At 49.9% G+C, this 23109-nt stretch carries 21 protein-coding genes; 14 read left to right on the top strand and 7 right to left on the bottom strand.

Annotated features, from left to right (window positions below; all coding sequences use genetic code 11):
- Positions 1-2 precede the first annotated feature (2 nt).
- The gene (locus HER31_RS05645) at positions 3-1556 is read right to left on the bottom strand and encodes a peptidoglycan DD-metalloendopeptidase family protein (RefSeq protein WP_168659648.1); all 1554 of its coding nucleotides are present in this window, start codon (positions 1554-1556) and stop codon (positions 3-5) included.
- Between the two features lie 377 nt (positions 1557-1933).
- Between HER31_RS05645 and HER31_RS05640 the strand changes: the two genes are divergently transcribed.
- Genes HER31_RS05640 through HER31_RS05625 form a run of 4 tightly spaced genes read left to right on the top strand, consistent with a single transcriptional unit; the run spans position 1934 to position 8320 of the window.
- Positions 1934-5620: an ATP-binding protein gene (locus tag HER31_RS05640; RefSeq protein ID WP_476702605.1), complete on the top strand. Its 3687-nt coding sequence runs from the start codon at positions 1934-1936 to the stop codon at positions 5618-5620.
- A complete protein-coding gene (locus tag HER31_RS05635) occupies positions 5617-6249 on the top strand; it encodes a condensin complex protein MksE (protein WP_168659646.1) in 633 nt (210 codons plus the stop codon). Before HER31_RS05640 ends, HER31_RS05635 begins: the two co-directional genes overlap by 4 nt.
- Positions 6246-7463, top strand: a complete 1218-nt coding sequence (locus tag HER31_RS05630; protein WP_168659645.1) for a phosphoenolpyruvate carboxylase — start codon at positions 6246-6248, stop codon at positions 7461-7463. The genes HER31_RS05635 and HER31_RS05630 overlap by 4 nt, the downstream gene beginning before the upstream one ends.
- Positions 7451-8320 carry a DUF7281 domain-containing protein gene (locus HER31_RS05625; RefSeq protein ID WP_168659644.1) on the top strand — a complete coding sequence of 290 codons (870 nt, stop codon included), beginning with the start codon at positions 7451-7453 and terminating at the stop codon, positions 8318-8320. Before HER31_RS05630 ends, HER31_RS05625 begins: the two co-directional genes overlap by 13 nt.
- On the opposite strand, the gene HER31_RS05620 is transcribed toward HER31_RS05625, so the two are convergent.
- Positions 8317-9102, bottom strand: a complete 786-nt coding sequence (locus HER31_RS05620; RefSeq protein WP_168659643.1) for a methyltransferase domain-containing protein — start codon at positions 9100-9102, stop codon at positions 8317-8319. The genes HER31_RS05625 and HER31_RS05620 overlap by 4 nt on opposite strands.
- 150 nt (positions 9103-9252) lie before the next feature.
- Between HER31_RS05620 and HER31_RS05615 the strand changes: the two genes are divergently transcribed.
- The 3 genes from HER31_RS05615 (at position 9253) to cspE (HER31_RS05605) (ending at position 11286) form a co-directional block, all read left to right on the top strand.
- Positions 9253-10443, top strand: a complete 1191-nt coding sequence (locus tag HER31_RS05615; protein WP_168659642.1) for a class I SAM-dependent methyltransferase — start codon at positions 9253-9255, stop codon at positions 10441-10443.
- A gap of 310 nt (positions 10444-10753) precedes the next feature.
- Positions 10754-10963: a transcription antiterminator/RNA stability regulator CspE gene (gene cspE, locus HER31_RS05610; RefSeq protein ID WP_168659641.1), complete on the top strand. Its 210-nt coding sequence runs from the start codon at positions 10754-10756 to the stop codon at positions 10961-10963.
- A 113-nt stretch (positions 10964-11076) separates the two neighbouring features.
- The gene (gene cspE, locus HER31_RS05605; RefSeq protein ID WP_168659640.1) at positions 11077-11286 is read left to right on the top strand and encodes a transcription antiterminator/RNA stability regulator CspE; all 210 of its coding nucleotides are present in this window, start codon (positions 11077-11079) and stop codon (positions 11284-11286) included.
- A gap of 79 nt (positions 11287-11365) precedes the next feature.
- Here the strand turns inward: cspE (HER31_RS05605) and HER31_RS05600 are convergent, their stop codons facing one another.
- The gene (locus tag HER31_RS05600; RefSeq protein WP_168659639.1) at positions 11366-11713 is read right to left on the bottom strand and encodes a hypothetical protein; all 348 of its coding nucleotides are present in this window, start codon (positions 11711-11713) and stop codon (positions 11366-11368) included.
- Between the two features lie 199 nt (positions 11714-11912).
- Here HER31_RS05600 and yfcE point away from each other — a divergent pair, with 199 nt between their 5' ends.
- Both yfcE and HER31_RS05590 read left to right on the top strand, forming a co-directional pair.
- On the top strand, positions 11913-12458 hold the full coding sequence (gene yfcE, locus HER31_RS05595) for a phosphodiesterase (RefSeq protein ID WP_168659638.1): 546 nt from the start codon (positions 11913-11915) through the stop codon (positions 12456-12458).
- Entirely contained in the window at positions 12455-13030 is a 576-nt protein-coding gene (locus HER31_RS05590) for a VOC family protein (RefSeq protein WP_168659637.1), read from the top strand. The genes yfcE and HER31_RS05590 overlap by 4 nt, the downstream gene beginning before the upstream one ends.
- Here HER31_RS05590 and HER31_RS05585 read toward each other — a convergent pair.
- Entirely contained in the window at positions 13027-14154 is a 1128-nt protein-coding gene (locus tag HER31_RS05585) for a MalY/PatB family protein (protein ID WP_168659636.1), read from the bottom strand. The genes HER31_RS05590 and HER31_RS05585 overlap by 4 nt on opposite strands.
- 38 nt (positions 14155-14192) lie before the next feature.
- Positions 14193-14999 carry a M23 family metallopeptidase gene (locus HER31_RS05580; protein WP_168659635.1) on the bottom strand — a complete coding sequence of 269 codons (807 nt, stop codon included), beginning with the start codon at positions 14997-14999 and terminating at the stop codon, positions 14193-14195.
- Between the two features lie 85 nt (positions 15000-15084).
- On the opposite strand from HER31_RS05580, the gene HER31_RS05575 reads away from it, so the two are divergent.
- Complete coding sequence (locus HER31_RS05575; RefSeq protein ID WP_168659634.1) at positions 15085-16431, top strand: dihydroorotase; 1347 nt, start codon at positions 15085-15087, stop codon at positions 16429-16431.
- 358 nt (positions 16432-16789) lie between these two features.
- Here HER31_RS05575 and HER31_RS05570 read toward each other — a convergent pair whose 3' ends face one another.
- Positions 16790-17650, bottom strand: coding sequence for an OmpA family protein (locus HER31_RS05570; protein ID WP_238786897.1), 861 nt, complete (start codon positions 17648-17650; stop codon positions 16790-16792).
- Between the two features lie 119 nt (positions 17651-17769).
- Here HER31_RS05570 and rnt point away from each other — a divergent pair, with 119 nt between their 5' ends.
- Complete coding sequence (gene rnt / locus HER31_RS05565; protein WP_168659633.1) at positions 17770-18444, top strand: ribonuclease T; 675 nt, start codon at positions 17770-17772, stop codon at positions 18442-18444.
- A gap of 139 nt (positions 18445-18583) precedes the next feature.
- Here the strand turns inward: rnt and HER31_RS05560 are convergent, their stop codons facing one another.
- A complete protein-coding gene (locus HER31_RS05560) occupies positions 18584-19189 on the bottom strand; it encodes a peroxiredoxin C (RefSeq protein WP_168659632.1) in 606 nt (201 codons plus the stop codon).
- 308 nt (positions 19190-19497) lie between these two features.
- Between HER31_RS05560 and HER31_RS05555 the strand changes: the two genes are divergently transcribed.
- The 3 genes from HER31_RS05555 to HER31_RS05545 all read left to right on the top strand — a co-directional run bounded on the left by HER31_RS05555 (position 19498) and on the right by HER31_RS05545 (position 23016).
- Positions 19498-20844, top strand: coding sequence for a Na+/H+ antiporter family protein (locus HER31_RS05555; protein ID WP_168659631.1), 1347 nt, complete (start codon positions 19498-19500; stop codon positions 20842-20844).
- Between the two features lie 126 nt (positions 20845-20970).
- Positions 20971-22707 carry a DNA repair helicase RadD gene (gene radD, locus HER31_RS05550; RefSeq protein ID WP_168659630.1) on the top strand — a complete coding sequence of 579 codons (1737 nt, stop codon included), beginning with the start codon at positions 20971-20973 and terminating at the stop codon, positions 22705-22707.
- A gap of 45 nt (positions 22708-22752) precedes the next feature.
- Positions 22753-23016 carry a GrxA family glutaredoxin gene (locus HER31_RS05545; protein ID WP_168659629.1) on the top strand — a complete coding sequence of 88 codons (264 nt, stop codon included), beginning with the start codon at positions 22753-22755 and terminating at the stop codon, positions 23014-23016.
- Positions 23017-23109: the final 93 nt, after the last annotated feature.

Here is a 23109-nt window from a genome sequence, read left to right as displayed (position 1 = left end):
ATTTAGTTGGTGCTGGCTAGCTCCGACGTACCACCCTGCTGTCTGGCCAACATCTCATTCATTTGGGTACGGTAGCGATTTACCTTAGCCAAAAACTGCTGCTTTTCATCACTATTTACTGATGTCGCCATCGGGATTTTCGCCCGTAACGAATCCACCGCACGGCCGCGAATATGGAACTCATAGTGAAGATGAGTTCCAGTCACTCGACCGGTTTTACCTACAGCACCAATTCGCTGGCCACGGCTTACCGTTTGGCCACGTCGAACGTCAATGCGCGACATATGAAGGTAACGAGTTCGGTACTCCCCCCCATGTTGGATAACCACGTATTTACCGGCGATAGGGTGATTTTCGACTCTTTTAACCACACCATCACCTGCTGCCAAAATTGCCGTACCGTATGGGGCAGCGTAATCCGTACCATTATGCGGTGAAACTCGTTTGGTTACCGGGTGTAAACGACGGGGGTTGAAACGCGAACTTAGCCGTTGATCGTTGGCAAATGGGTGGCGTAAAAACGCTCGCGCCAGGCTCTGGCCCTCGGCGTCGTAGTAACTACCGTCATCGTGGAGGTAGGCAGTGTGCTGCCAGTTACGGCCTTCAAATTCGATCGCCAGTAGACGTTCGTTACCGGTAAGCTCGCCGTCGATTGACTGCTGCTGTTTCAGCACCCGCACGGTATCACCGGCACGTAAAGCCCGGCGGAAGTCGAGCTTGTCCTTAAACATGTTGTAGATCTGCTGATTGAGTGCACTACTCAAACCAGCTTTTTGCGCCGAGCCAGAAAAGCTACCTTCAATCGAAACTTCGATACTTTTTGCGAGCCAATCGCCTTCTACGATAACTTCGTTTACTTCGTAACCCTCTGCAGCACGGGTAAATACCACCTGATGGCTGCGATCGAACTCAATCTCAAACTTGGTAAGCGTACTGTCAGCATCAATCCACAATTTAATCAAATTGCCCGGCATCAAAGTATCCAGAGCCAACAGCGCATAATCCGCTTCGAGCAGTTGGTACATCTGTTGTTGGCCAACCGCAAACCGGTCAAAAATACCGCTTAGGGTATCGCCCTTTTGGATCTGATATTCAACTTGGGGGCTGAATATCGACGGTTCCGGCGCTTGCACTTGTTCGTCAGTTGTTACTGCTGGAGTTGGCGCGGCATCAATAGTGCGTTCGGCTAAAGGATTGCCGGTTACTGATGAAGCCACTGGCGCAGTGCTGCTGATGGAGTTGTTAACCAACACTGGGGTTGAGCTGGACACTGCCGTAACATCACTTCGCTTGGAAAAGTCGAGCGCCGGCAGGCTTTGACGTTGATTGTTGGATAGCGGTGCCGTTTGCTGCTGACTAAATAGGTAGCCGAGTCCGACCAACACCAGCAAGCACAACATCGTTTTTTGCGCGGCCGGAGTCGTCGGTAACAAACACAGCAATTTTGAACGTCGAGAAGCACCATAAGAATGACGCCGAGCTTGGGGACGGAATCGACGTTTGGGACCGCTGAAGATGGCACGTTCGCGACGTGTTTTTAGCCAGTTAAACAACAATTTTTCACTCTTTGCAAAATAAAACGCGGTCTACGATGCAGAAGCAAAATGGAAACGTCAAATTGGAATGCGAGGATTATGACCCAGCCCGCATCCCTGAAACTGAGCTGTGACAACCGTTACAAGGGATCTGCCGCCAATGCTCATTCCGAGTGAACTGCCATTTTCGAACATTTAATGGCCAATCAATACATTAGCTCGGCTATTTATGGCGATTTAGCATTCAAGTCGATGCATAGAGCAATGCGTTAAAGATAAAACTTAGGTACATTACTTTGACAGTGTTATTGCTCGCACTCTGTCTGCTTTATCGACAGCGCCCTGACTGGCAAACACACAAACTAATTTGTAATTTAATCAGGCTTCATTAACACCCTATGTCGACACTAAATCGGATACTCTTGATCAACACCCACCTTAGTGGTGAGGTTGAGCTCAAATTGAATGGACACACCAACATTTGTGGCACCAATGCCTCCGGCAAGACCACGCTCCAACGACTTGTTCCGGTGTTTTATGGTGAGTATCCGAGTAAGGTTGTCCCCGCGACTCGCGATAGTTTCGAGCGTTGGTACCTGCCGACAGAATCCAGTTTTATCATCTACGAATACCTCCGTCCTAGTGGCGAGCTAGCGCAAACGGTGATGTCCAGCAGTGGCGACGGCAAAGGGGTTCAATACCGCTTTGTTGGTAAAGCCTTCGATATGGACGATTACATCAAGCGCCGTGACGGCAACAGCGTTGAGTGTAACAACGCCACCGAGTTGCGCCGCGTCTTCAAAGCGCAAGGCGTGCCCTTCTCCAACGCAATTAGTAGCGTAAAAGAGTATCGCGCGGTTATCCAGAATGACCGTAGCTTGATGAACACCGCCAGCAATGCCCGCGAATTACGCCAGCTCGCTAGCGTATTCTCCTTAGCCGAATCCAACGCCAATCTGCGCCACATCGAAAAACTGGTGCGCGCGGTTCACTCCAAAGAAGGCAAAATGGAGACCATCCGCTCGATGGTAGCGGCCATTTTGGAAGAGGATGGCGTAGAAACCCCAAGCACAAAACTAAAAGCAAGCAACGTCGACGAGTGGATCAAAGAGAGCATGTTAATGGCTCACTTCGAGTCGATTCGGCCAGATTTTGTCAAACTGGAACAGCGTTACGACGCGTTGGGACACTGCGAACTGCAACTGAAGGCCTTAGCCTTTGGCTTTGATAGCGACAAGATCCTGCTGACTGAAGCGATAGAACAACTCGAACGCGAACTCCGCGAAATTCGCTATCAGCAAGATGAAGCGCAAAAGCAGTACGACGAACAGTCCGCAGTAAAGAAAGGTCTACGCAGTGATGCCAAAGCGGATGAAGACAGCTTTAGCAAACGCCTCGACCTAATCGAACAAGATCATCAAAACTGGGAAGATCTTGGCATCGAAGAGGTTAAGCGCGATCTCGACCGACTACCGCAGTGGCGAGCCGATGGCGAGTCGATGCAACAACGGCTCGCGCTCCTGACCGAGAAACACCTCGATATTGAAGCCAGCTATAACCAACGTCGCGGCCAGATTGAGATCAGCAACAACGCTGCGATAGAAAGTCTGCGGGAAAAACAGGAACAGGCCCGCCAGCAACAGACCGACCTCCAACGTCAGCAGCAAAACGAACTGCGCCAGTTAGAAGATGGTTTCCGTAATCAAGCCAGCGCCGCCGAACAGCAACATCACCAACAAACTAAGGTGTTGGAGCTGAGCCAGCAAAAATGGCAGCTGCAGATCGATGCGGTCAGTTTCACCGCCGATGAACGACAACAGGTCGAACTGCTTGAAGGACGCATTGAGCGGGCCTTTAGCCAAAGCCAACAAGCGGAGAATGGCTTAGAACAGGCACGTCGTGAAGAACATAAGCTCAACCAACAGCGTCAACAGTTGCAACAGCAGCTGACCCAACAACGCTTAGTGGTTGAACAAGCACAACAACAATGGAACGCCATCGACGAGCTGCGCTTTCCAAAAGACAACTCGCTGTTGAAGTTCTTGCGAGAAGAACAGCCTGATTGGTGCAACAGCATCGGTAAGGTTATCCGCCCTGAACTGCTTAGCCGCAACGATCTAAAACCCGTTGTCGCCGCCCAGACTAGTGGTCTGTATGGCATAGCGCTAGAACTTGATCGAGTAGACCCACCTGAATACGCCCAAGACGAAGCACAACTGGCCAGCCGCGCTGAACAAGCTAGGTTGAAGTTGGAACAGGCTCGTTCCGCTCAAGCCGAGCTCGAAAGCGATATCGATAAACAGCAAAGTGGACTGCAGCAGCAAGCGGAAGTTGTTATCCGTGCCAATACCCAATACCAAAGCGATAAAGCCTCCCACGCGCGCCTGCTGGATGAAAAGCGCAGCTTACTGCAGAGCCAAAAAGCAGCATTAAGCGATCGCAAGCAGCAAGCGCAGCAGCAACTTAAGCAAGTTCAACAAGAGTTGGCCAAGCTGAACAGCCAGTATCGTACCTTCGTTGATGAGTTAAAGGGGCAGCAGCTTGAAGCGAGAATGGATAAAGAGTCCTTCTGGCAGGAGCGTATCGGTAACATCGAGCTACAACTGAGCCAGTTCAGTGCCGATTTGAGCAGTCGCCGCGAACAAAAGAAAACCGAGCTGAGCGAATGCGAACGCTGGTATCAAGCCGAACTGAAGGATCGCGGTGTCGATGACACTCAGATCATCGAATTACGCGAGCAGATCCAAACCCTTGAACAACGCATCATCAAGGTCGAAAACCTGCGCGATAAGGTGTCCGATTACGATCGGTGGTTTGCTACCGCTTTTAGTATCGAACAACCTAAGTTACAAACCCAGCTCAACATCGCTAAGCAGGAGATCCTCAGCCTTGACCAGCAACTGGCAACCATCGAACGCGACTTTAAGACGTTGCGTAATGAGCTTAAGCAAGCACACGGCGATAACGACCGTCAATTAAGCCAGAGTCGAGAGCAGCTGACCAAGTTAACAGAACTGCTCAGCGCCTTAGCCAAACTTACTCTGCCGGGCCTTACTGCTACTGATACCGTCACCACTGCGCCACTGGATGAGCGCTTACGCGATGCTGATGAACAGCTGAAACAACGCGAGCAACATCGCAGCGTAATCAAGGAACAGGTTGATAGCTTTGACAGCCAGATTGGTCATAAAGCTGGCCCGGAGCTCGCAGCCAACTGGGAACAGTGGCGCAGTGAATGTATAGAACAAAGCGACAACGGCGTTGCCCGCTTAAATCACATCAAGCTGGTACCATCGTTGCGTAACCTAATGAATCACTTGGTGCCACAGCGGATCGAAGTGCTACGTGGCCTCGGTCAAACCTATGGTATGGAGTTGGAAGGCTATTACGCCATTTTGGCTGATATCGACAAACGCATCGGAACTCAATCCAGTCGCATCACCAAAGAGGTTAGTGGCGAATTAACCCTTGATGGCGTATCGGGCTCGGCAGTGAAGATCCGTTCAAAAATCGGTGAGTTGGAGTTTTGGGATGAACTGAAGCAATTTAGTGCAGCCCACCAGAAATGGCGGGATCAGGGCTTCAACGATCTACCAGGGGAGGAGTACGCACAGCTGCTCCGCCGAACTCTTGAAGTCATTGGCCGCTCTGCTCTTACCGGCTCGGTCTCGAAATTACTGGAGATCGAGTTGCGTCTGCGCGAAGGCAATTCCGATCTGGTTATTCGGACCGACCGCCAACTCAATGAATCGTCAAGCCACGGTATGGCTTACTTGATTCTGTGTAAGTTCCTATTGGCCTTTACCCGCCTGCTACGGGGTAACTCCAACGCGATCATTCACTGGCCAATCGATGAGCTGGGGACTCTCCACCACGGTAACGTGAAGAAGATTTTTGACGCCTGTGAAAACAACCGTATCGCCGTGCTGGGAGCATTTCCGAACCCTGAGTCAGATGTGCTAAGCCTGTTCAACAACCGCTACATCATCAATAAACAGACCAAACAGTTGCAAGTTGTGCAACCGAAAGTCAGCCCTATCGCCGCGCGATTAGCGAAGCGCCAACTTGAGGAGCACAGCGCATGAAAACCGAATTAGGCCAAGTGATGGAGCAGCTATTGCAGGGGCAATTTATCTGCCGCATTAGCGATGAACAAAGCTGGACACTACTGAGCAGCGAAGACAAACGCCAACAGCTTAACGACATGTTGCGCCCGCTCAACCGCAGTGTGGCAACCGCGGCGGCTGGTACGGTGTTTTTCTGTAGTTACCAAGATCTTGGTGATAATGAACGCAAGGTTATCGGTAGTCAGTTCAACGATACCGTAGCCGCGTTGCAACCGTTGGTAAACTGGATGGTATTAGTGCAAGAAGCTGCCAGTGGCGATGAACCATTGAGTGAAGGGGTTCGAATTCGTCTTAATGAGATTCAAACCACGGTGGAAGATGTGCCGGCGCTGCGCGAGCAGTTGGAAAAAATCAGCCGCTATCGCCTGTTTAATTCAGCCTCTGCAGCGGTTGATGGTCAGCTCAAGCAGATCTTCAAGCGTTTGGTCGAGATGGGTTATCTCATCCGTCCTAATATCGAAAAACAGATCTATCAGGTAACCGGTAAAATTGAGTACCTGTATGAAGTTATCCGCTTTATTGACGAGACCGAGTCGCTCGCACTAGAGCAGAAAGCGGAGTCCGGCAGTCAGGAGAGCTTGTTGTGAGCGAGAACCTCAAGCAGGTAGGTAAAAAGTTTCTAGCGCTGCTTAATCGCAATGCCGATCTGTTACTCGACACCTATCTATCTGGCACCGTTAACGACGACGCGGATCCGAAAGCGGTCGACAAGCTGGTAAAACAGGGCGTGTTACGGCGCCCCGATGCTGGTGAATCGTTACGCCTAGCGCCATCGGTGCGCGATATGCTCGGCGAAGCGCTCAAAGATGAACGCAATCGCCAAGTCGATGCCAACGTTGGCTCGGCCATCAGCACCATGAAAACCCTAGCTGCACATTACAAAGAAGCCTTGCACCACAAGCGCTTCAGTGACGCTGACGTCTATTTAGGCGATCTCACTGAGGTGGTGTTTAGCCTCAAAGAGAGCTTGCGTCAAAGCACTCGCAGTTTGTGGTCGCGTATTAACAATGACTTTGGCTATGTGGGTTCCATCGACGCAAAGATCCGTGAAAACCAACTAGCCCAAGAGCAGGTCAGTGAACTCCTTATCAGCCTTGAACTTTTCCGCTTCGACGAACTGGCAGAATTGGCCGGCGACGCCCGCGAGCTGCGCCGTTTGTTGGTAATAAGCCTGCAACACGCTTTGGTCGATTGCGCGCAAGAGCTTGGGGTAGTACAGAACCGTTTGCTCGCCCTGCTTGGCCGTTTTCGCGAAATCCAAGGCCGTACTCGTTTGCTCAAAGGGTTCTTGTTGCACGTTGAACAGCACCCTGATTATCGGGTTGGAGAACACGCCGACCGAGTTAATGTACCGCCACTATTTAACCAAGCCAGCGCCTGTATCACCCCCGCTGCAGTAAACGTGAACGACAGCAATGAAGAACACACCCTACTGCAGCTGGTTAGTCAGATCCGGCGTAGCCAGAATAACGATAGCCACGCAACGACAAACCAGGCGACTGCATTTGAGTTAGGCCAAGCTGAAGCGTTTGAATTGCCAGATGAAGCGCTTAAACAAGCAGTGGATCAGTTTTATATCGAAGCCATTGATGGCAGTGGTGTTAAAATGTCAGCGCTCGAATACCACCAAAAAGCTGAGTTAACCTTTGCCGAGGAGACCTGGCTCTATCAGGTAATTTGTGGCTTTGATAGCTTGCCGTTAGAGCAGCGGCAGTTCTTCGAGTTGGAGTACGAGCAAACCCCACATCCGCAATTTTCCGGCAACCTCTTTATCGAAGATGTACGGGTATGGCTGCAGTAGGTCAAGTTACAACGCTCACCCGTAGCATGGTCAAGCAGGTCGATAAACTTCGGCGCGACCCCAGTGGCCGTGCCAAGCTTAACGTCAACCTCAACAAGCTGCACCTGCAGTTTGAGTTTGGCAGCACCGTTCTCGAGCATGGCTATCTTCGTTATACCCCAGAGCAATTAGCCCAATTAGAACGCGAGATCACGGCACTGGGTGGTTTTGCCGACAGCCGAGAAGTGGCCCAGCGTTGCGGAGACCGCCACCAAATGGCGGGCATCAGTAGTCAAGAAAAGTTAGCCGCACACACCCCCTCCCACGATAAAATCTACTATCGTCCCGGCGCCGATGATCTGGTTCATTGGGGCTTAGCTAATGATCGCGTCGATATGAGCCTGCGGATTGCGTGGCAGCAGCTACCACCATTAACCTCGGTACTGTTGGTGGAAAACCTTGATAGCTTCGATTGCATTCGCCAGTATCCACTTACTGATGAGTTGGCCAAGCTGCCGGTTATCTATCGTGGCCATGGCATCGATGCCAAAGCAGTCAAAGCGCTATTAGCTGCGCGGCCTCAACTGAAGGTAATTTGGTTTGGGGATTGGGATCCTAAGGGCTTGCTGCTGGCAGTAGAGTTTGGAGCCGGCGCCATTGTTCTACCTGCGTCGTTCGACAAGCTCAAAGGGGATCCGCATAAATGGCTCCAACAAGACCGACAACAACAGCAATTAGAGCAAGTAGCAAACCACGCAATCAAACCAATATGGCAGCAGCTAAAACCGCATAAAACCTGCTGGATGCAACAGCAAGTGCTAGCACAAAAGGTACCGTTAGTCGTGGTGCCGCTAACCCCTGCTGCGCTAAAGCGCTAATCGGTAAGATAAGGTTTACGCAGCAACAAATGAGTATAACGTCCTAAATCGCGATATAGCGGTTGCTGGCAGTACTCAATCTCCAACTCTATCAAACGTTCCAACTTGGTTTGTTGATGCGACTTATCACGCAGATAATCGTGAATCACCCGCACTCCAGCCTGCGACACCAGCTCAAACCCCAGCGCTTGTGTCATGGCCAACACCTGTTCATTTTGGAGTGGGCTATGGGGTACCAATCGAACTCGTTTGGTTTTTTTGGCGGTTAGTGCGGCACCGACATTATCGAAGTTGCCAGAGACCAAATTGTGCAGTTCAGCGCCGCGAAGATTAAAGAATGCCAACGACAACAAACCTCCGGGTTTAAGATGGTCAAACAGTTGCACGATCACCTGTTCCGGCTGCTTAACCCACTCCAATACCGCATGACATATCACGCCATCAAACTGGCCAAGTTGGTGTTGCTGCAGTTGTTGAATCGGCCCTTCAATCAGTTGTAATTGAGCCGCTACCGCTAGCTGTTGCGCTTGTTGTTGCGCGAATTGCAACATCTCGCTGGAGAGATCGGTCAGTACGACTTCATACCCTTGCTGGGCTAAGCGCAACGTCATCTGCCCTTGGCCACCACCGGCATCCAATACGCGACCACCGCAACACAAGCTCGGTAAAAATTGTTGCTGCAATAAGTGCCATAACACCGCTTCACGCACCTTCCCTTTGGTTGTGCCGTAGATGTTATTGGCAAACTTAGTGGCGCGATCGTCAAAGTTGGTGTCGTTCACTACATGGCCTCACTAAAAAATGGGGCGTTATTGTGCCATATTCCCAGCTTAGTTCGAGATGACGAACCGACAATTTTGAGCTGAACTTGCCCTGATGCGGATCCATGCCTACAATCCGCCCTCTTTCTCCCCAATATCAAAGTCGTAGCTATGTCAGCCAAAGTAATCCTCAAAAAAGCCCGTGATAAATCTCTACAGCGCCGTCACCCTTGGGTGTTTTCCAATGGTATTGAACGCGTTGAGGGCAACGCTGAGCTTGGTGGCACCGTTGAGGTGTACTCTAAAGAGGGCAAATGGCTAGGCCGTGGCGCTTACTCGCCACAATCGCAGATCCGGGTAAGGATCTGGACCTTCGATCAAGATGAAGCCGTGGACTTGGCTTTTTTCCAACGACGCATCGAACGCGCTCAAGCGGGCCGCGAACATGTCATCGCCCAGGGCGGATTAACCGGTTATCGCCTTGTTGCTGGCGAATCTGATGGTCTGCCAGGTATCACCATCGACCGCTTTAACAATGTATTGGTGTGCCAGTTATTGAGTGCCGGCGCCGAAGCGCAACGAGAGTTGTTGATTGAAGCACTACGTCTGCAATTTCCAAAGTTGTGCATCTACGATCGCTCCGACGTTGAAGTACGCAAAAAAGAGGGATTAAAGCCAACCTCTGGTTTGATCCATGGCGAACTGCCACCACAGCCAATGACATTCAGCGAAAACGGTTTAGAGCTGTTGGTTGATGTTATTAATGGACACAAAACTGGTGCTTACATTGATCAACGTGATAATCGCGCCATCGCTGCTAAATACGTCAAAGACCAGCGCGTACTTAACTGCTTCTGTTATACCGGTGGCTTCGGTACCTATGCACTGCGTGCCGGTGCTGCAGAAGTGGTTAACGCCGATGTATCGGCGCCAGCGCTAAAGTTAGCCCAACAGACGGCCGAGTTGAACCAACTCGATACCAGCAAGCTGACCAACGTCGAAGCCGATGTATTCAAGTTGCTACGCAAGTATCGCGAAGAGAAAGCGCAATTTGACGTCATTATTCTTGATCCACCAAAGTTCGCTGATAATAAGGCGCAGCTACCGGGAGCCTGTCGCGGTTACAAAGACATCAACATGGTTGCGATGCAGTGCTTGAAGCCTGGCGGAATCTTACTAACCTACTCCTGCTCAGGTCTGATGGACGCACCACTGTTTCAAAAAATCGTTGCTGACGCGGCATTAGATGCGGGTCGCGATGGCCAAATCATTGAGAAGCTAACTCAAGCTGCAGACCATCCAATTGGTTGTGCCTACCCTGAAGGCTTTTACCTCAAAGGCTTAGTAGTGCGTGTTTGGTAATTTTCCATTGGTTAGATAATGCATGATTAGATCAATAATTCTCCCAACAGAATTGTTTTTCTTTCTGAAAATATTATTTATCCAAATATTTAGCAGCAGAACAATGGTAATCGTCGGCTCACATGGTATAGTGCGGTTGTCCGTTTTTGGACGAGACCGCCACAATTTGATTTTGAACTCTTCCGCTCAAAAGCTTGTTCTACCAAATTTCAAGCCTTGTCGTCGTGAAGCGCTTCTCACCAAGCGACCACATAAGTGGTCTATTTGTGCGAATTGTGTGCGTTTAGTTTTAGTAGATTCAGGAGAGATCATGTCTCAAGCAACAGGTACCGTTAAGTGGTTTAACGACGACAAAGGCTTCGGTTTTATCAGCCAAGATAACGGCGGTGGCGATGTATTCGTTCACTTCCGCGCTATTCAAGGCGATGGTTTCAAATCACTGGCAGAAGGTGCTGCAGTGAAATTTGACGTTGAGCAGGGCCCTAAAGGTCCACAAGCTGCTAACGTAGTTCGTCTGTAATAGTTCTTGGGGATAATTCCCTTTAGCTATACTTACTACAGCCGCAAGGCTGTAGTCTTTTTTTAAATTCATGCTGATTAGCGTGAATTGCACAATTGATTCAGGAGAGACCCATGTCTCAAGCAACTGGTACCGTTAAGTGGTTCAACGACGATAAAGGCTTCGGCTTCATCAGCCAAGACAACGGCGGCGGCGATGTATTCGTTCACTTCCGTTCTATCCAAGGCGACGGTTTCAAATCTTTGGCTGAAGGCCAAGCTGTTAAGTTCGATATCGAACAGGGTCCTAAAGGTCCTCAAGCAGCGAACGTAGTTCGTCTGTAATTAACAGCCGGTGCGTTTAGCACAAGCTTAAAAAAACCCGCATCTGCGGGTTTTTTTGTATCTATTGAATTGGATGTTATTAATGCAGATGCTGCTTGGCGAACTGCGCATGATAATAACTTTCAGCGACCTGCTTCGCTAACTGCTTGCTTGGTAACGTCAGTGCCAACTTGCGGTTATATAACTCAAACACTTCAACCATTATGTCCGGCAAAGGAATGGTTTCCTCCTCCGCCACCTGAACTGCAATACCCAAATCAAATGCCAATTCCATATTGCTGTCGCCAAACTGCTCCAGATGCTGTTTATCAACAGCGGCAAGTAAGCACAACATCATAGTTGCTAACAGGCCATTGGGTAGGCTGTCAGTAGAATCATCTTGCGCAGCTGGACTTGAATGAAAACCGTCTTGTGAGGTGTTCTTCATATAGCCTCCTCGGCGCAAAGGCCCATCAATGCTTGTTAATTTAATGTTTCATCAACATTAAAATTACACTACTCAGTGCGCTAAAGACACTATTCTTTGCAGCCACTAACGGGTGCATTTGAACCAGCCGCAGTTAACACTAGCCCCTTTGGTTTTGGACGAGTAAAATCACAAAAAACCTATTAAGAGTCGCCATCCAATGCTGTTTATTGCTGATATTCACGGTTCGCTCCCCGCCCTTGAATCTGCCCTCCGTTGGCAAAAAAAATTACAGGCCTCAACCTTGGTTATACTAGGCGATGTGCTCAATCATGGGCCCCGAAACCCACTCCCTGCAGGCTATGATCCACAAGGCGTTGCGGCACTGCTAAACCAGCGAGCAGACAACATTATCGCCATTCGAGGTAATTGTGACTCCGAAGTCGATCAGATGCTGTGCGACTTTCCATTGTTAGCCGAATACAACTGGTTAGTGCTTAATGGCCGCAGATTGTGCCTTACCCATGGCCACTTATTAGGCCCCAACAACTTGCCACCATTAAAAGCAGGGGAAGGAATTGCTTATGGCCATACCCACCTGCCAATTGCACAGTGGCAGGAGGATCGACTTCATTTCAATCCTGGCTCGATCAGTTCACCAAAAGGGGGTAATGTACCTAGCTTTGGTCACTTTGACGGTAACGACTTCTCGGTTATCGATTTTGATGGCAACACCTTAGCCAGCGCATCTTGGAATAACGCATGAACTTCGAACAATTAATGGCCGGTTTGCCAGAGTTTGCCGACAAAGCTTATCGACTGGCGGATCGCCTCGGTTTTGTTAGAGCCCAGCTGCACGCCGATCATATCGCTTTGCGCATTACCGAATTAGCCGACGCCATTGCCATCAAAGAGGCATTACTGCAACGGGGCAAACTGCTATCAGAAAAGCAGATCAATGGCCGCCCCATTCTATTGATTCAATTAGATACGCCAATGCAGGTCGGTCCATGGGCGATTGAGTTAGTTGAACTGCCGTTCCCTGATGGTAAGAAACGTCGCGATGGCTGGGAGCACGTCGAGTTGGTGTTACCCTGTGATGCAGAAGATAAAGCGCAAATGCTATTGGCGATTCGCCAAGTTCCCGCAATTATCGCCAAGTGGCCAGTATTGTCTGATAGCAGTATTGGCATCGAGATGAAGGCTAGCTGCCCTAAAGGTGAAGGCGAACCTCTATCAAACCCCACCGTGGCGTTTCGCCACGACGGAATAACGGTAAAGGTTCACCCCTGGGATATTCGCCAAATTCTTGGCCTTATGCCGGTAGAAGATGTTTAACGACTCGCTTCCACCGCTAACCTAAATCGTGCCAATCCCTGCGCTAAGGTCTCTTTAGGGCAACCAAAATTGATCCTAACGAAGCCCGGTTTAGCGAATTCGGTGCCGTCAGAAACCCCAAGTCCAAATCGGCGTAGATGTTGCGCCGGTTTGCTCCAATTTAGCTTGCGACAATCGATCCAAGCCAAATAGGTCGCTTCAGGTCTTATCACCTCAATCTCGGGCAGATCCGCCAGCGTCGACATCAGATAATCACGATTCTCGGTTAACACCGTCAACAGCTGATCTAACCACGCCTCACCATGTAACCACGCCGCCTTTAGCGCTGTCATCGCCGCCACGCACGGAGATGGGGCAAAACCACTGAGTTTATCTTGCAGCGATTTACGCCAATGACGGTTCGGCACAACTGCAAAGGCAAAGGGTAAGCCGGCGATATTGAACGCTTTACCGCCAGCGACCAACGTTAGTACACGCTCTGCTATCTGTGGGCAAGCTTTAATGAGCGGCAAATGCTGCTGACCATCAAGCATTAGGTCGCCGTGAATATCGTCGCTGACCACATAGGCATCAAAACGCTCAATTAGCTCAGCCAAGGCTTGATAATCGTCCTGACTAAAACATCGGCCAATCGGGTTTTGGGGGCAGCACAGCATTACCGTGCGGGCACCTGCTTGTAGCTGTTGCTCTAGCTGTTGTAGGTCCCAACCATCGGCATCTACGCCGAAGGTACCGCCGCCAAGGTTGAGGTGACTAGCCACCTTAGCAATCGGCCCGTAGACCGGATTAGGCCAAGTTATCTTGCCTGGGTTATCAAGGGCTTGAACCGCGTAGTTTAATCCAGGAACCACCGCTGGAATAGCCACTAACCAACTCGGATCGATATGCCAATCCCAACGTTTGGCGAACCAGGCAATGGCAGCATGGACGAGCTGTGCATCAACATGGGCGTAGCCGAACACGCCATGGTCAACCCTATCCGCCAGCGCCTGCTTAATGGCTGGTGCAATGGCAAAGTCCATGTCGGCGACCCACATCGGGATCACATCCTCATCACCGTAGCGGTTCCACTTGATACTATCGCCATGACGGCGATCAATGTGTTGCTGAAAATCGTATTGCATGTCTATCCCTTTAAACGCAATGTTCACTTAATCCAAGGCTACTTTGTCATTGCTGGCACTAGCAGCTGTGGGTCAACCCGCTCTCCAAACCAGTTCATGCGCCAATCTAAGTGCGGTCCTGTGACTCGTCCCGTCGCACCGACTTGACCGACTAACTCGCCCTGCTTGACCTCTTGCTCAACCTCGACCGATAGCTTACTTAAATGAAGAAAGGTTGAGCTAACACCGTAACCGTGGTCAATAATCACCGTGCCGCCAGAATAGAACATATCCGGCACCGCTAAAGTGATGATGCCATCGGCTGGGGCGACCACAGTGGTACCGGTCGGCGCGGCAACATCAACACCATAGTGCGGGCTTTTCGGCTCGCCGTTATAGAAACGCTGGCTGCCGTATACGCCAGTGATAGGTCCTGTAACTGGCCAGATAAATTGCTGCTGCCAACTTTGGCGCTGTTCAAATCGACTGCGAGCTTGTCGAGCTTGTTTAGCATCCTGTTGCGCGCGGTCAACATTGGCCGGATTGGGCTTCATGATCTTTTTGGCAATACCTTCAATTCTTTGAATGCGATAATCACGTTTAGTTAGTGTAATGGCTTGGCTTTGAACTTCACCTGCAGGGCTCACAACCTCCAGCGTGTGTCCCAACGGTGTGTCGCGGCCAAAGCCAATAACGAAGTGGCCGGTTTCAGTTACGTTCACATCATCACCGTTCAAACGAACAGTGCTACCGGCTTCTACTTCACCACGGACTAAGCTTCCTTGGGTAAGTTCTCCATCCAGCTCGATAGATTGCGCTAAAAAACTCACTGAAATCAGCACAGATGCTGACAATAAACGAACCATCGAGTTACTCCTTTAATGGGCATATGTGTGATAACCCGTTATTATTAACAATGCCCTGTTAGTCAGAACAAGACGAAAAAATAATATGACCACCACTTTGATCAGTAATGCGAATATTCTCAACGAAGGGATCCGCCAAAGCGGTGATCTTCTTATCAAAAATGGCCGAATTGAACAAATCGGTGGCCAGATTGCCGCGCCAGCTGGTGCTGAGGTAATCGACGCCCAAGGCAAGCTATTGATGCCGGGTATGATTGATGACCAAGTTCACTTCCGCGAACCTGGCTTAACCCAAAAAGGTAGCATGGCGACTGAGTCGCGCGCAGCCGTTGCCGGTGGCATCACCTCCTTTATGGAGATGCCTAACGTTAACCCGCAAACCACCAATATAGAAGCGTTACAAGCTAAGTTTGCCCGCGCGGCTGAAGTTTCAGTTGCTAACCACAGCTTCTATCTCGGCGCCACCAACGATAACTTAGAGCAGATTAAGGCACTAGACCCCAACGCCGCCTGTGGCATAAAAATCTTTATGGGTGCATCGACCGGTAACATGCTGGTGGATAACGAGGAAACCCTTGCGGGGATCTTCGCTAATGCACCAATCCCAGTAGCGACTCACTGTGAAGACAGCCCGATGATTGCTCAACTGGAAGAGCAAGCTCGTGCCAAATATGGTGAAGCGGTACCGATGCAGATGCACGCTAACATTCGTTCCCGCGAAGCCTGCATCAAATCCACCAAAACCGCGATGGAGCTAGCACGCCGTTACGGCACCCGTTTGCACGTATTGCATATCTCAACCGCGGAAGAGCTGGCGTTATTCGAGGCACATAAGAAGCTTTCTTCATTAGCGACCGCCAACATTACCGCTGAGGCATGTGTTCACCACCTGTTCTACAGCGAGCAAGATTACTTAACCCTCGGCAGCCAGATTAAGTGCAACCCATCAGTGAAGACTGAACGAGATCGTTTGGCTCTACTTGATGCGGTTCGTCGTGACGTAATTGATATTATTGCTACTGATCACGCCCCACACACATGGGAAGAGAAACAGGGTACCTACTTTAAGGCGCCATCTGGTGTACCGCTGGTTCAACACGCCCTCCAATCGTTGTTTGAGCACTACCATGAGGGTGCATTGAGCCTAGAAACCATCGTACAAAAGACCAGTCACGCAGTTGCTGAGCGCTTCAACCTTAAGGATCGCGGCTACCTACGCGAAGGCTATCACGCCGATTTGGTATTGGTTGACCTTGATAAGCCTTATCCAGTGAACAAACAAAACCTGCTATATAAATGTAATTGGTCATCATTTGAAAACACCGTAATGCGCAGCACCATCAGCTCTACTTGGGTTGGTGGCCATCGGGTATTTGACGGTAGCCACGCTTCTAGCGAAGCCGTCGGCCAGGCGCTGACTTTCAACCGTTAAGCCCATTGCTAATTACTTCTATTAGCCCGCATCTTGCGGGCTTTTTTGGGCTGTGTCGTAGTTAACTGTTGAAGTTTATCTTAAGCCTTCGGCTTCACCGATTGCGGTGCTTTTAGGGGAGGATGTCGCGGTGACGACAGCACATTCTTGTATGCATTAGCGGGGAGCTCCGCCCCCTTTTAGAATCCCCCCTTGCCTTTGGTCGCAGTCCAAAACGCTTCGTTGAACTACTCCAATGCAGCAGACGATCAACCGCGGTAGAGCTTTCCCATTGTATCAACACTCGTCTAGCCGGTGCTTTAACAGCCTTGGAAACAACACTTAGTTACTACACAGCCGCTGTTAACCGGGCTAATTACTAGAACGGCTCGATTCTTAGCACAACTCGGCGATTACGCTGGCGTTCTTGATCGCTGCGGTTGTCCGCTACATGCCGTTTTTCACCGTGCGCTTGAGATGTAATTCGCTGTTCATTGATGCCATTAGAGATAAGATCCTCTTTCAGCTTTTGCGCTTGTTGTCGGGTTAGCGCCATATTGGTTTTATCTGTGCCGTAGGAATCGGTATAGACGTCAAGCAAGATGATTTCCGAGCGCGGATCTAAACTTAAAAACGTGATAATCCGGTCTAACTGTTCCACCGACTCACGAGTCAGCTCACCGTACTTATCGTGGTGCAACACGGTAAACGAGATATCGTCAAAATTGTAAGGCAATAAGCTATTGAGGCACTGTGAGAACTGATTATAACTGTGGGCAAAATTGACACTGGAAAGAGCAACCGAAACCGCTTGTTTATCTTGCCAATCTTGGTAGTAAAACGTTGGCTGCATACCCCGCTCTAACTCACTCAAGATAAGCCATGCATCGTCCTTCTCTAACTCACCGTCAAACTGACGATAAAAGGTCAGTTCGGTTAGCGGTTGCGACGGTACACCGGGGCGCCAACTTGGTGGCACAGATTGCAGCTTCACTTCGGTTTTCGAGTCTGGTTTGCGTAACATATGCAGGGTGAACTGCATATTAAGCAACTTCGAGGCATGACTGACGAACTCGGCGCTGCCGTAGCCCGGTATCTGATGGCGCAACACACATTGCAACGGCGAAGATTCACTGAGTTGCCATTGCGAGTTATCCAACTCAGCTTGATACTGGCGAATTCCTGCGTTACTGGTTGTGGCTGCCATAGTTAATAGCAGTGCCGCCAATCTTGTCATCATAATCCTCAAAGTCTACCGTTCAATTATTTATCGACTTCGCCAGCAAAAGCTTTAGAGCGTTTGCTAGCGCGTCTCGGTATGTAATAATGGCGCGCTAATCATAAGGCCTAATGAATTGCATGAGCAACACCGAAGACAACTTGTTATCCCAACGATTCCGCGGCTACTACCCCGTGGTTATCGATGTTGAAACCGCCGGCTTCAACTCTCAAACCGATGCGCTGCTCGAGATCGCTGCTGTTACCCTGAAAATGGACGATAATGGCTGGTTGCAGATCGATCAGACCTTCCATTACCACGTAGCCCCATTTGAGGGGGCGAACCTCGAGCCTGCCGCGTTGGAGTTTAATGGCATCACCGAACCGTTCTCCGCCTTACGTGGTGCAGTAGACGAAAAGGAAGCACTGTCCGAGATCTTTAAAGGGGTACGCAAAGGCCAAAAGGCAGCAGGATGTAATCGCTCCATTATCGTCGCTCACAATGCGACCTTTGATCAGAGCTTCGTTAACGCGGCCTGTGAACGCGCTAAAATTAAGCGAGTGCCTTTTCATCCCTTCGCCAGCTTCGATACCGCCAGCCTCGCCGGTTTGGCGTTAGGACAAACGGTACTGGCCAAAGCCTGTCGCGCAGCGCAAATTCCGTTTGATAACAAAGAAGCTCATAGCGCCCTGTACGATACCCTTCGCACTGCTGAACTGTTCTGTTTTATCGTCAACCGCTGGAAGCAGTTAGGCGGCTGGCCATTGGTGGCTGAGCAACCACAAACCCCAAGCGAAACCACCAGCGAGCAGTAGCAACAAACCGCTAAAGTTAGCTGAATATGCCAATGCCAGTCAGATCGCTGACTGGCATTTTTGCTGTTAGCGACATACAAAACGGGCCGGTCAGAAAACTGACCGGCCCGTTACCGTGAACTGGTACGACTAAACCGTCTTACAGGTCGTCGGTGTGCTCAGACAGAAAGCGTGCTACGCCGTCTGGAGAAGCGTCCATACCTTCTTTACCTGATTCCCACTGAGCTGGGCATACTTCGCCATTCTCTTCGTGGAACTGCAGTGCATCAACCATGCGCAGCATTTCGTCGATGTTACGACCCAGTGGCAGATCGTTCACTACTTGGTGACGAACCTGACCTTCTTTATCTACTAGGAATGAACCACGGAAAGCAACACCTGCTTCTGGATGCTCAACATCGTAGGCTTTGCAGATTTCATGCTTAACGTCTGCAATCAATGGGTATTTAACTTGGCCGATGCCGCCATCTTCGATAGCAGTGTTACGCCATGCGTTATGGCTGAACTGAGAGTCGATAGAAACACCGATTACTTCAACACCGCGCTTCTGGAACTCTTCAAAGCGCTTGTCGAAAGCGATCAACTCAGAAGGACATACGAAGGTGAAATCTAGTGGGTAGAAGAAGATTACCGCTGGCTTACCTTTAATCGCAGTAGCCAGGTTAAAGTTCTCAACGATCTCGCCGTTGCCTAAAACTGCTGCTGCTGTGAAATCAGGTGCCGGACGGCCTACTAATACGCTCATGTTTACTCTCCAATACTATGGTTAGATATTCCGTAATGGCTAACCTTGCGTTAACCGATGGACCCATTATAAATCGATTTTTCATACTGGCAATTGCATTTGGTTTCGATTTTACCGATTGCAACATTAGGTATTTTGAATGACTAATTAAGTGAGAAACTGTGGGTCACATCACTATTTTGCTAGCCTCGGACACGATATTACACTTGCGCAGCTGCACACAATGCGTTTTCGCCTTAATATGTTCAAGCTCAAAATAAAGCTCAAAATAAAGCTAAATTAAAGAAGAATAGAGAGAACCTAAAAGCATGAACGCTGTCATCATCGCCGTAGTTCTAATGTTGGGCTTAAGCCTAGTTAGAGTTAACGTCGTTATCGCCTTAATTATTTCGGCATTAGCGGCCGGACTAAGCTCTGGTATGAGCTTATCCGATACCATCTCCACCTTTAACAGCGGTCTGGGAGGCGGAGCTGAAGTTGCTCTGTCTTACGCACTACTTGGCGCATTCGCAGTTGCCCTAGCGCATACCGGCATCACCGATTTACTGTCGCGCGGTATCATCAGTCGTTTAGGCGCGTCTAACGACCCAAACACCGCCAAACACCTTAAGGTGTTACTGTTGGTTGCCATCATGGCAATGGCTGTCATGTCGCAAAACGTGATTCCGGTGCATATCGCCTTTATCCCTATTCTTATCCCACCACTATTACATGTGATGGAATCGCTCAAGCTTGATCGCCGCCTTGTTGCTTGTTGTATCACCTTTGGTTTGGTTACCACCTACATGTCGGTGCCAATTGGCTTTGGTCTGATCTTCCAAGAAGGCTTATTGCTGAAAAATCTGCTTAGCAATGGTCTAGCCGAAGTAGCCGGCGACAGCATTACCGTTGCCAACGTTGCTACCGCGATGATCATCCCTGCCCTTGGTATGATTGGCGGTTTGTTGGTGGCTATCTTCATCAGCTACAACAAGCCACGCCAATACGATGAGACCAAAACTGCGGCGGTATCACCCCAGCACGACGGGCCATTAAACAAACGTCGTATTACCGTTGCAGCCATTGCCATTGTTGTCACTTTAGGCGTACAGATATCGACTGGCTCGATGATCTTTGGTGCCCTTATCGGCTTCGTTATTCTCTCTTTGGCTGGTATCGACAAAAAAGAGATCAGCGCTCAGGACGCCTTTACTCGCGGCGTTCATATGATGGCTACCATCGGTTTTATCATGATCTCTGCACAAGGTTTTGCCGACGTAGTAAAAGCAACCGGTGAAGTTCCAATGCTGGTTGAATCCATCCAAGACATGATCGGTGACAGCAAGGCACTGGCAGCCATGCTTATGCTGGTTGTAGGCTTGTTCATCACCATGGGGATTGGTTCGTCGTTCTCCACTATTCCAATTATTGCCACCATTTACGTACCTCTTGGGATCAGCTTCGGCTTCTCACCAATGGCGATCATCGCTTTGGTTGGTACCGCAGCAGCATTGGGTGACGCCGGTTCGCCAGCGTCTGATTCAACCTTGGGACCAACCTCTGGTTTGAACGCCGACGGCCAGCATGATCACATCCGCGACTCTGTGATCCCGACCTTCCTGCATTTTAACCTGCCGCTGTTGGTATCAGGTTGGGTAGCAGCAATGGTGCTGTAATCAGTTAACCAGTATGGAAAAACCCCAGCAAATGCTGGGGTTTGTCATTCTAAGGGCATCTATCTTGTCCAATTACTGGTTACAATAACGCTATTGTCACCCTCATTGCAGACCACACTCACGTTCATGGCCTATACCCTTCGCCCCTATCAGCAAGACGCCGTTGATGCCGTTGTTAAGCACTTTCGAAAACATCGAGCCCCCGCGGTGGTGGTACTGCCCACCGGTGCAGGCAAAAGCTTAGTGATCGCGGAGCTGGCAAGGCTCGCCAAAGGCAGAGTATTAGTGCTAACCCATGTACAGGAGTTGGTGGCGCAAAACCAAGAAAAGTTTGCCGCCTTTGGCGAATACAGCACCATCTATTCAGCAGGACTTGGCCAAAAAGATCGCAGCGCTAAGGTAGTATTTGCTTCGGTACAATCGTTGGCTCAAATCAGCGATAAAATAACCGAGGCCTACTCCATTGTTATCATTGACGAGTGTCACCGGATAAGCCTCACTGACGATAGCCAATACCAACGATTACTGGCTAGACTCGGTCAACTTAATCCCCGTTTGTGTGTACTGGGATTAACCGCAACACCCTACCGACTGGACAGCGGCTGGATCTATCAACAACACATCAACGGTACAGTTCGCAGTACCGAACCAAAACCATTTCGAGACTGCGTGTTTGAATTGCCTATCGGTCAATTGATTAAACAAGGGTTCCTAACTCCGCCAACCATGGTTGATGGTGCCGTTGCCAGCTGGCTACTGCCTAATGAAGAGGGAGAACTGCCGCAGGTAAACCCAGAGCTGCGCGGCCGTGCTACCACCCTTATTTGTCAACAAATCATAGAACAGGCACAACAGCGCCAAGGGGTAATTATCTTCGCTGCTACGGTGCGACATGGAGAAGAGGTCCTAACCCAGCTTCCCACTGCGCAAGCGGCGCTGCTTACTGCTAAAACCAGTAAGGCAGAGCGCGCTGAATTGATTGAACAGTTCAAACTGAAGAAGCTTAAGTACCTAGTTAACGTCGCTGTACTCACCACCGGCTTTGATGCGCCTCACGTCGATCTTATTGCGTTGATGCGACGCACCGACTCAGCGGCGCTATTTCAACAGATGGTCGGCCGTGGCTTGCGCTTAGCGGAAGGTAAGACTGACTGCTTGGTGCTTGATTATGCAGGCAACGGCTATTCAATCTATTCGCCTGAAGTCGGCGAGCCTCGGCCTCATAGCGACACCGTTGCGGTTGAAGTTCCTTGCCCTAAATGTGGCCATCAAAATGCATTTTGGGGACGCAAGGACGAGTTCGATTTGGTCATTGAACACTTCGGCCGGCGGTGCCAAGGCTCGCACCAGTATGAAGGTAAGACGGAGCAATGCGACTATCGTTTTCGCTATAAAGAGTGTCCCGATTGCCTCGCTGAAAATGACATTGCCGCACGAGTGTGCCACAGCTGTAACAAGCAACTTGTTGACCCAGACAAGCGTTTACAAGAGGTGCTTAAACTCAAAGACTATAAAGTGATTCGTTGCGGCGGAGTACAACTGAGTAAGAGCCAAGGCAAAGATGGCAACGCGCGATTAAAAGTAACCTGGTTTGACGAAGACGGCGATGAACTTAATCGAACATTTGCCTTTGACGCGCCAGCACAAAAAGGGCATTTTTATCATCAGTTCATGCGACAGCATTTAAAGAATCCTGGCCAACCGTTGCGATTGAATAGCATCGACGAAGTAATCGCCCAACAACAACTGTTGCGCCACCCAGACTTTGTCATCGCTCGATTGGAAAAAAAACGATTCTGGAAAGTGATTGAAACCCTATTTGATTATTCTGGCCGCTATCGCAAGGCAGATAGCGCCGGCTAGCCCCGAAACTATGGTATAACGGGGCACTGCGTAAAAGGAGCAAACATGTTTGTAGTAATCTTTGGCCGCCCTGGCTGTCCTTACTGTGTTCGTGCGAAAGAGATCGCCGCAACACTTAAAGAAAACCGTGACGATTTTAAGTTCCGTTACGTTGATATGCACGCTGAAGGCGTGAGTAAAGAAGAGTTAGAAAAAACCGTTGGCAAGCCGGTTAACACCGTGCCGCAGATCTTCGTTGATCAAAACCACGTTGGTGGTTGTGATGAGTTCGAAGCCTACGCCAAAGCAAACTTAGGCCTTTACGCTTAAGCTAGCTTGTTCAAACAAAGCGACCTCAATGGTCGCTTTTTTATTGCCTAACTCGCGCTAACAATAAAGCCAGAGCATTGCTCTGGCTTTTAC

The organism is Ferrimonas lipolytica, assembly GCF_012295575.1.
GTDB classification, from domain to species: Bacteria; Pseudomonadota; Gammaproteobacteria; order Enterobacterales; family Shewanellaceae; genus Ferrimonas; species Ferrimonas lipolytica.
This window is presented reverse-complemented; position numbering and strand designations above follow the sequence as displayed.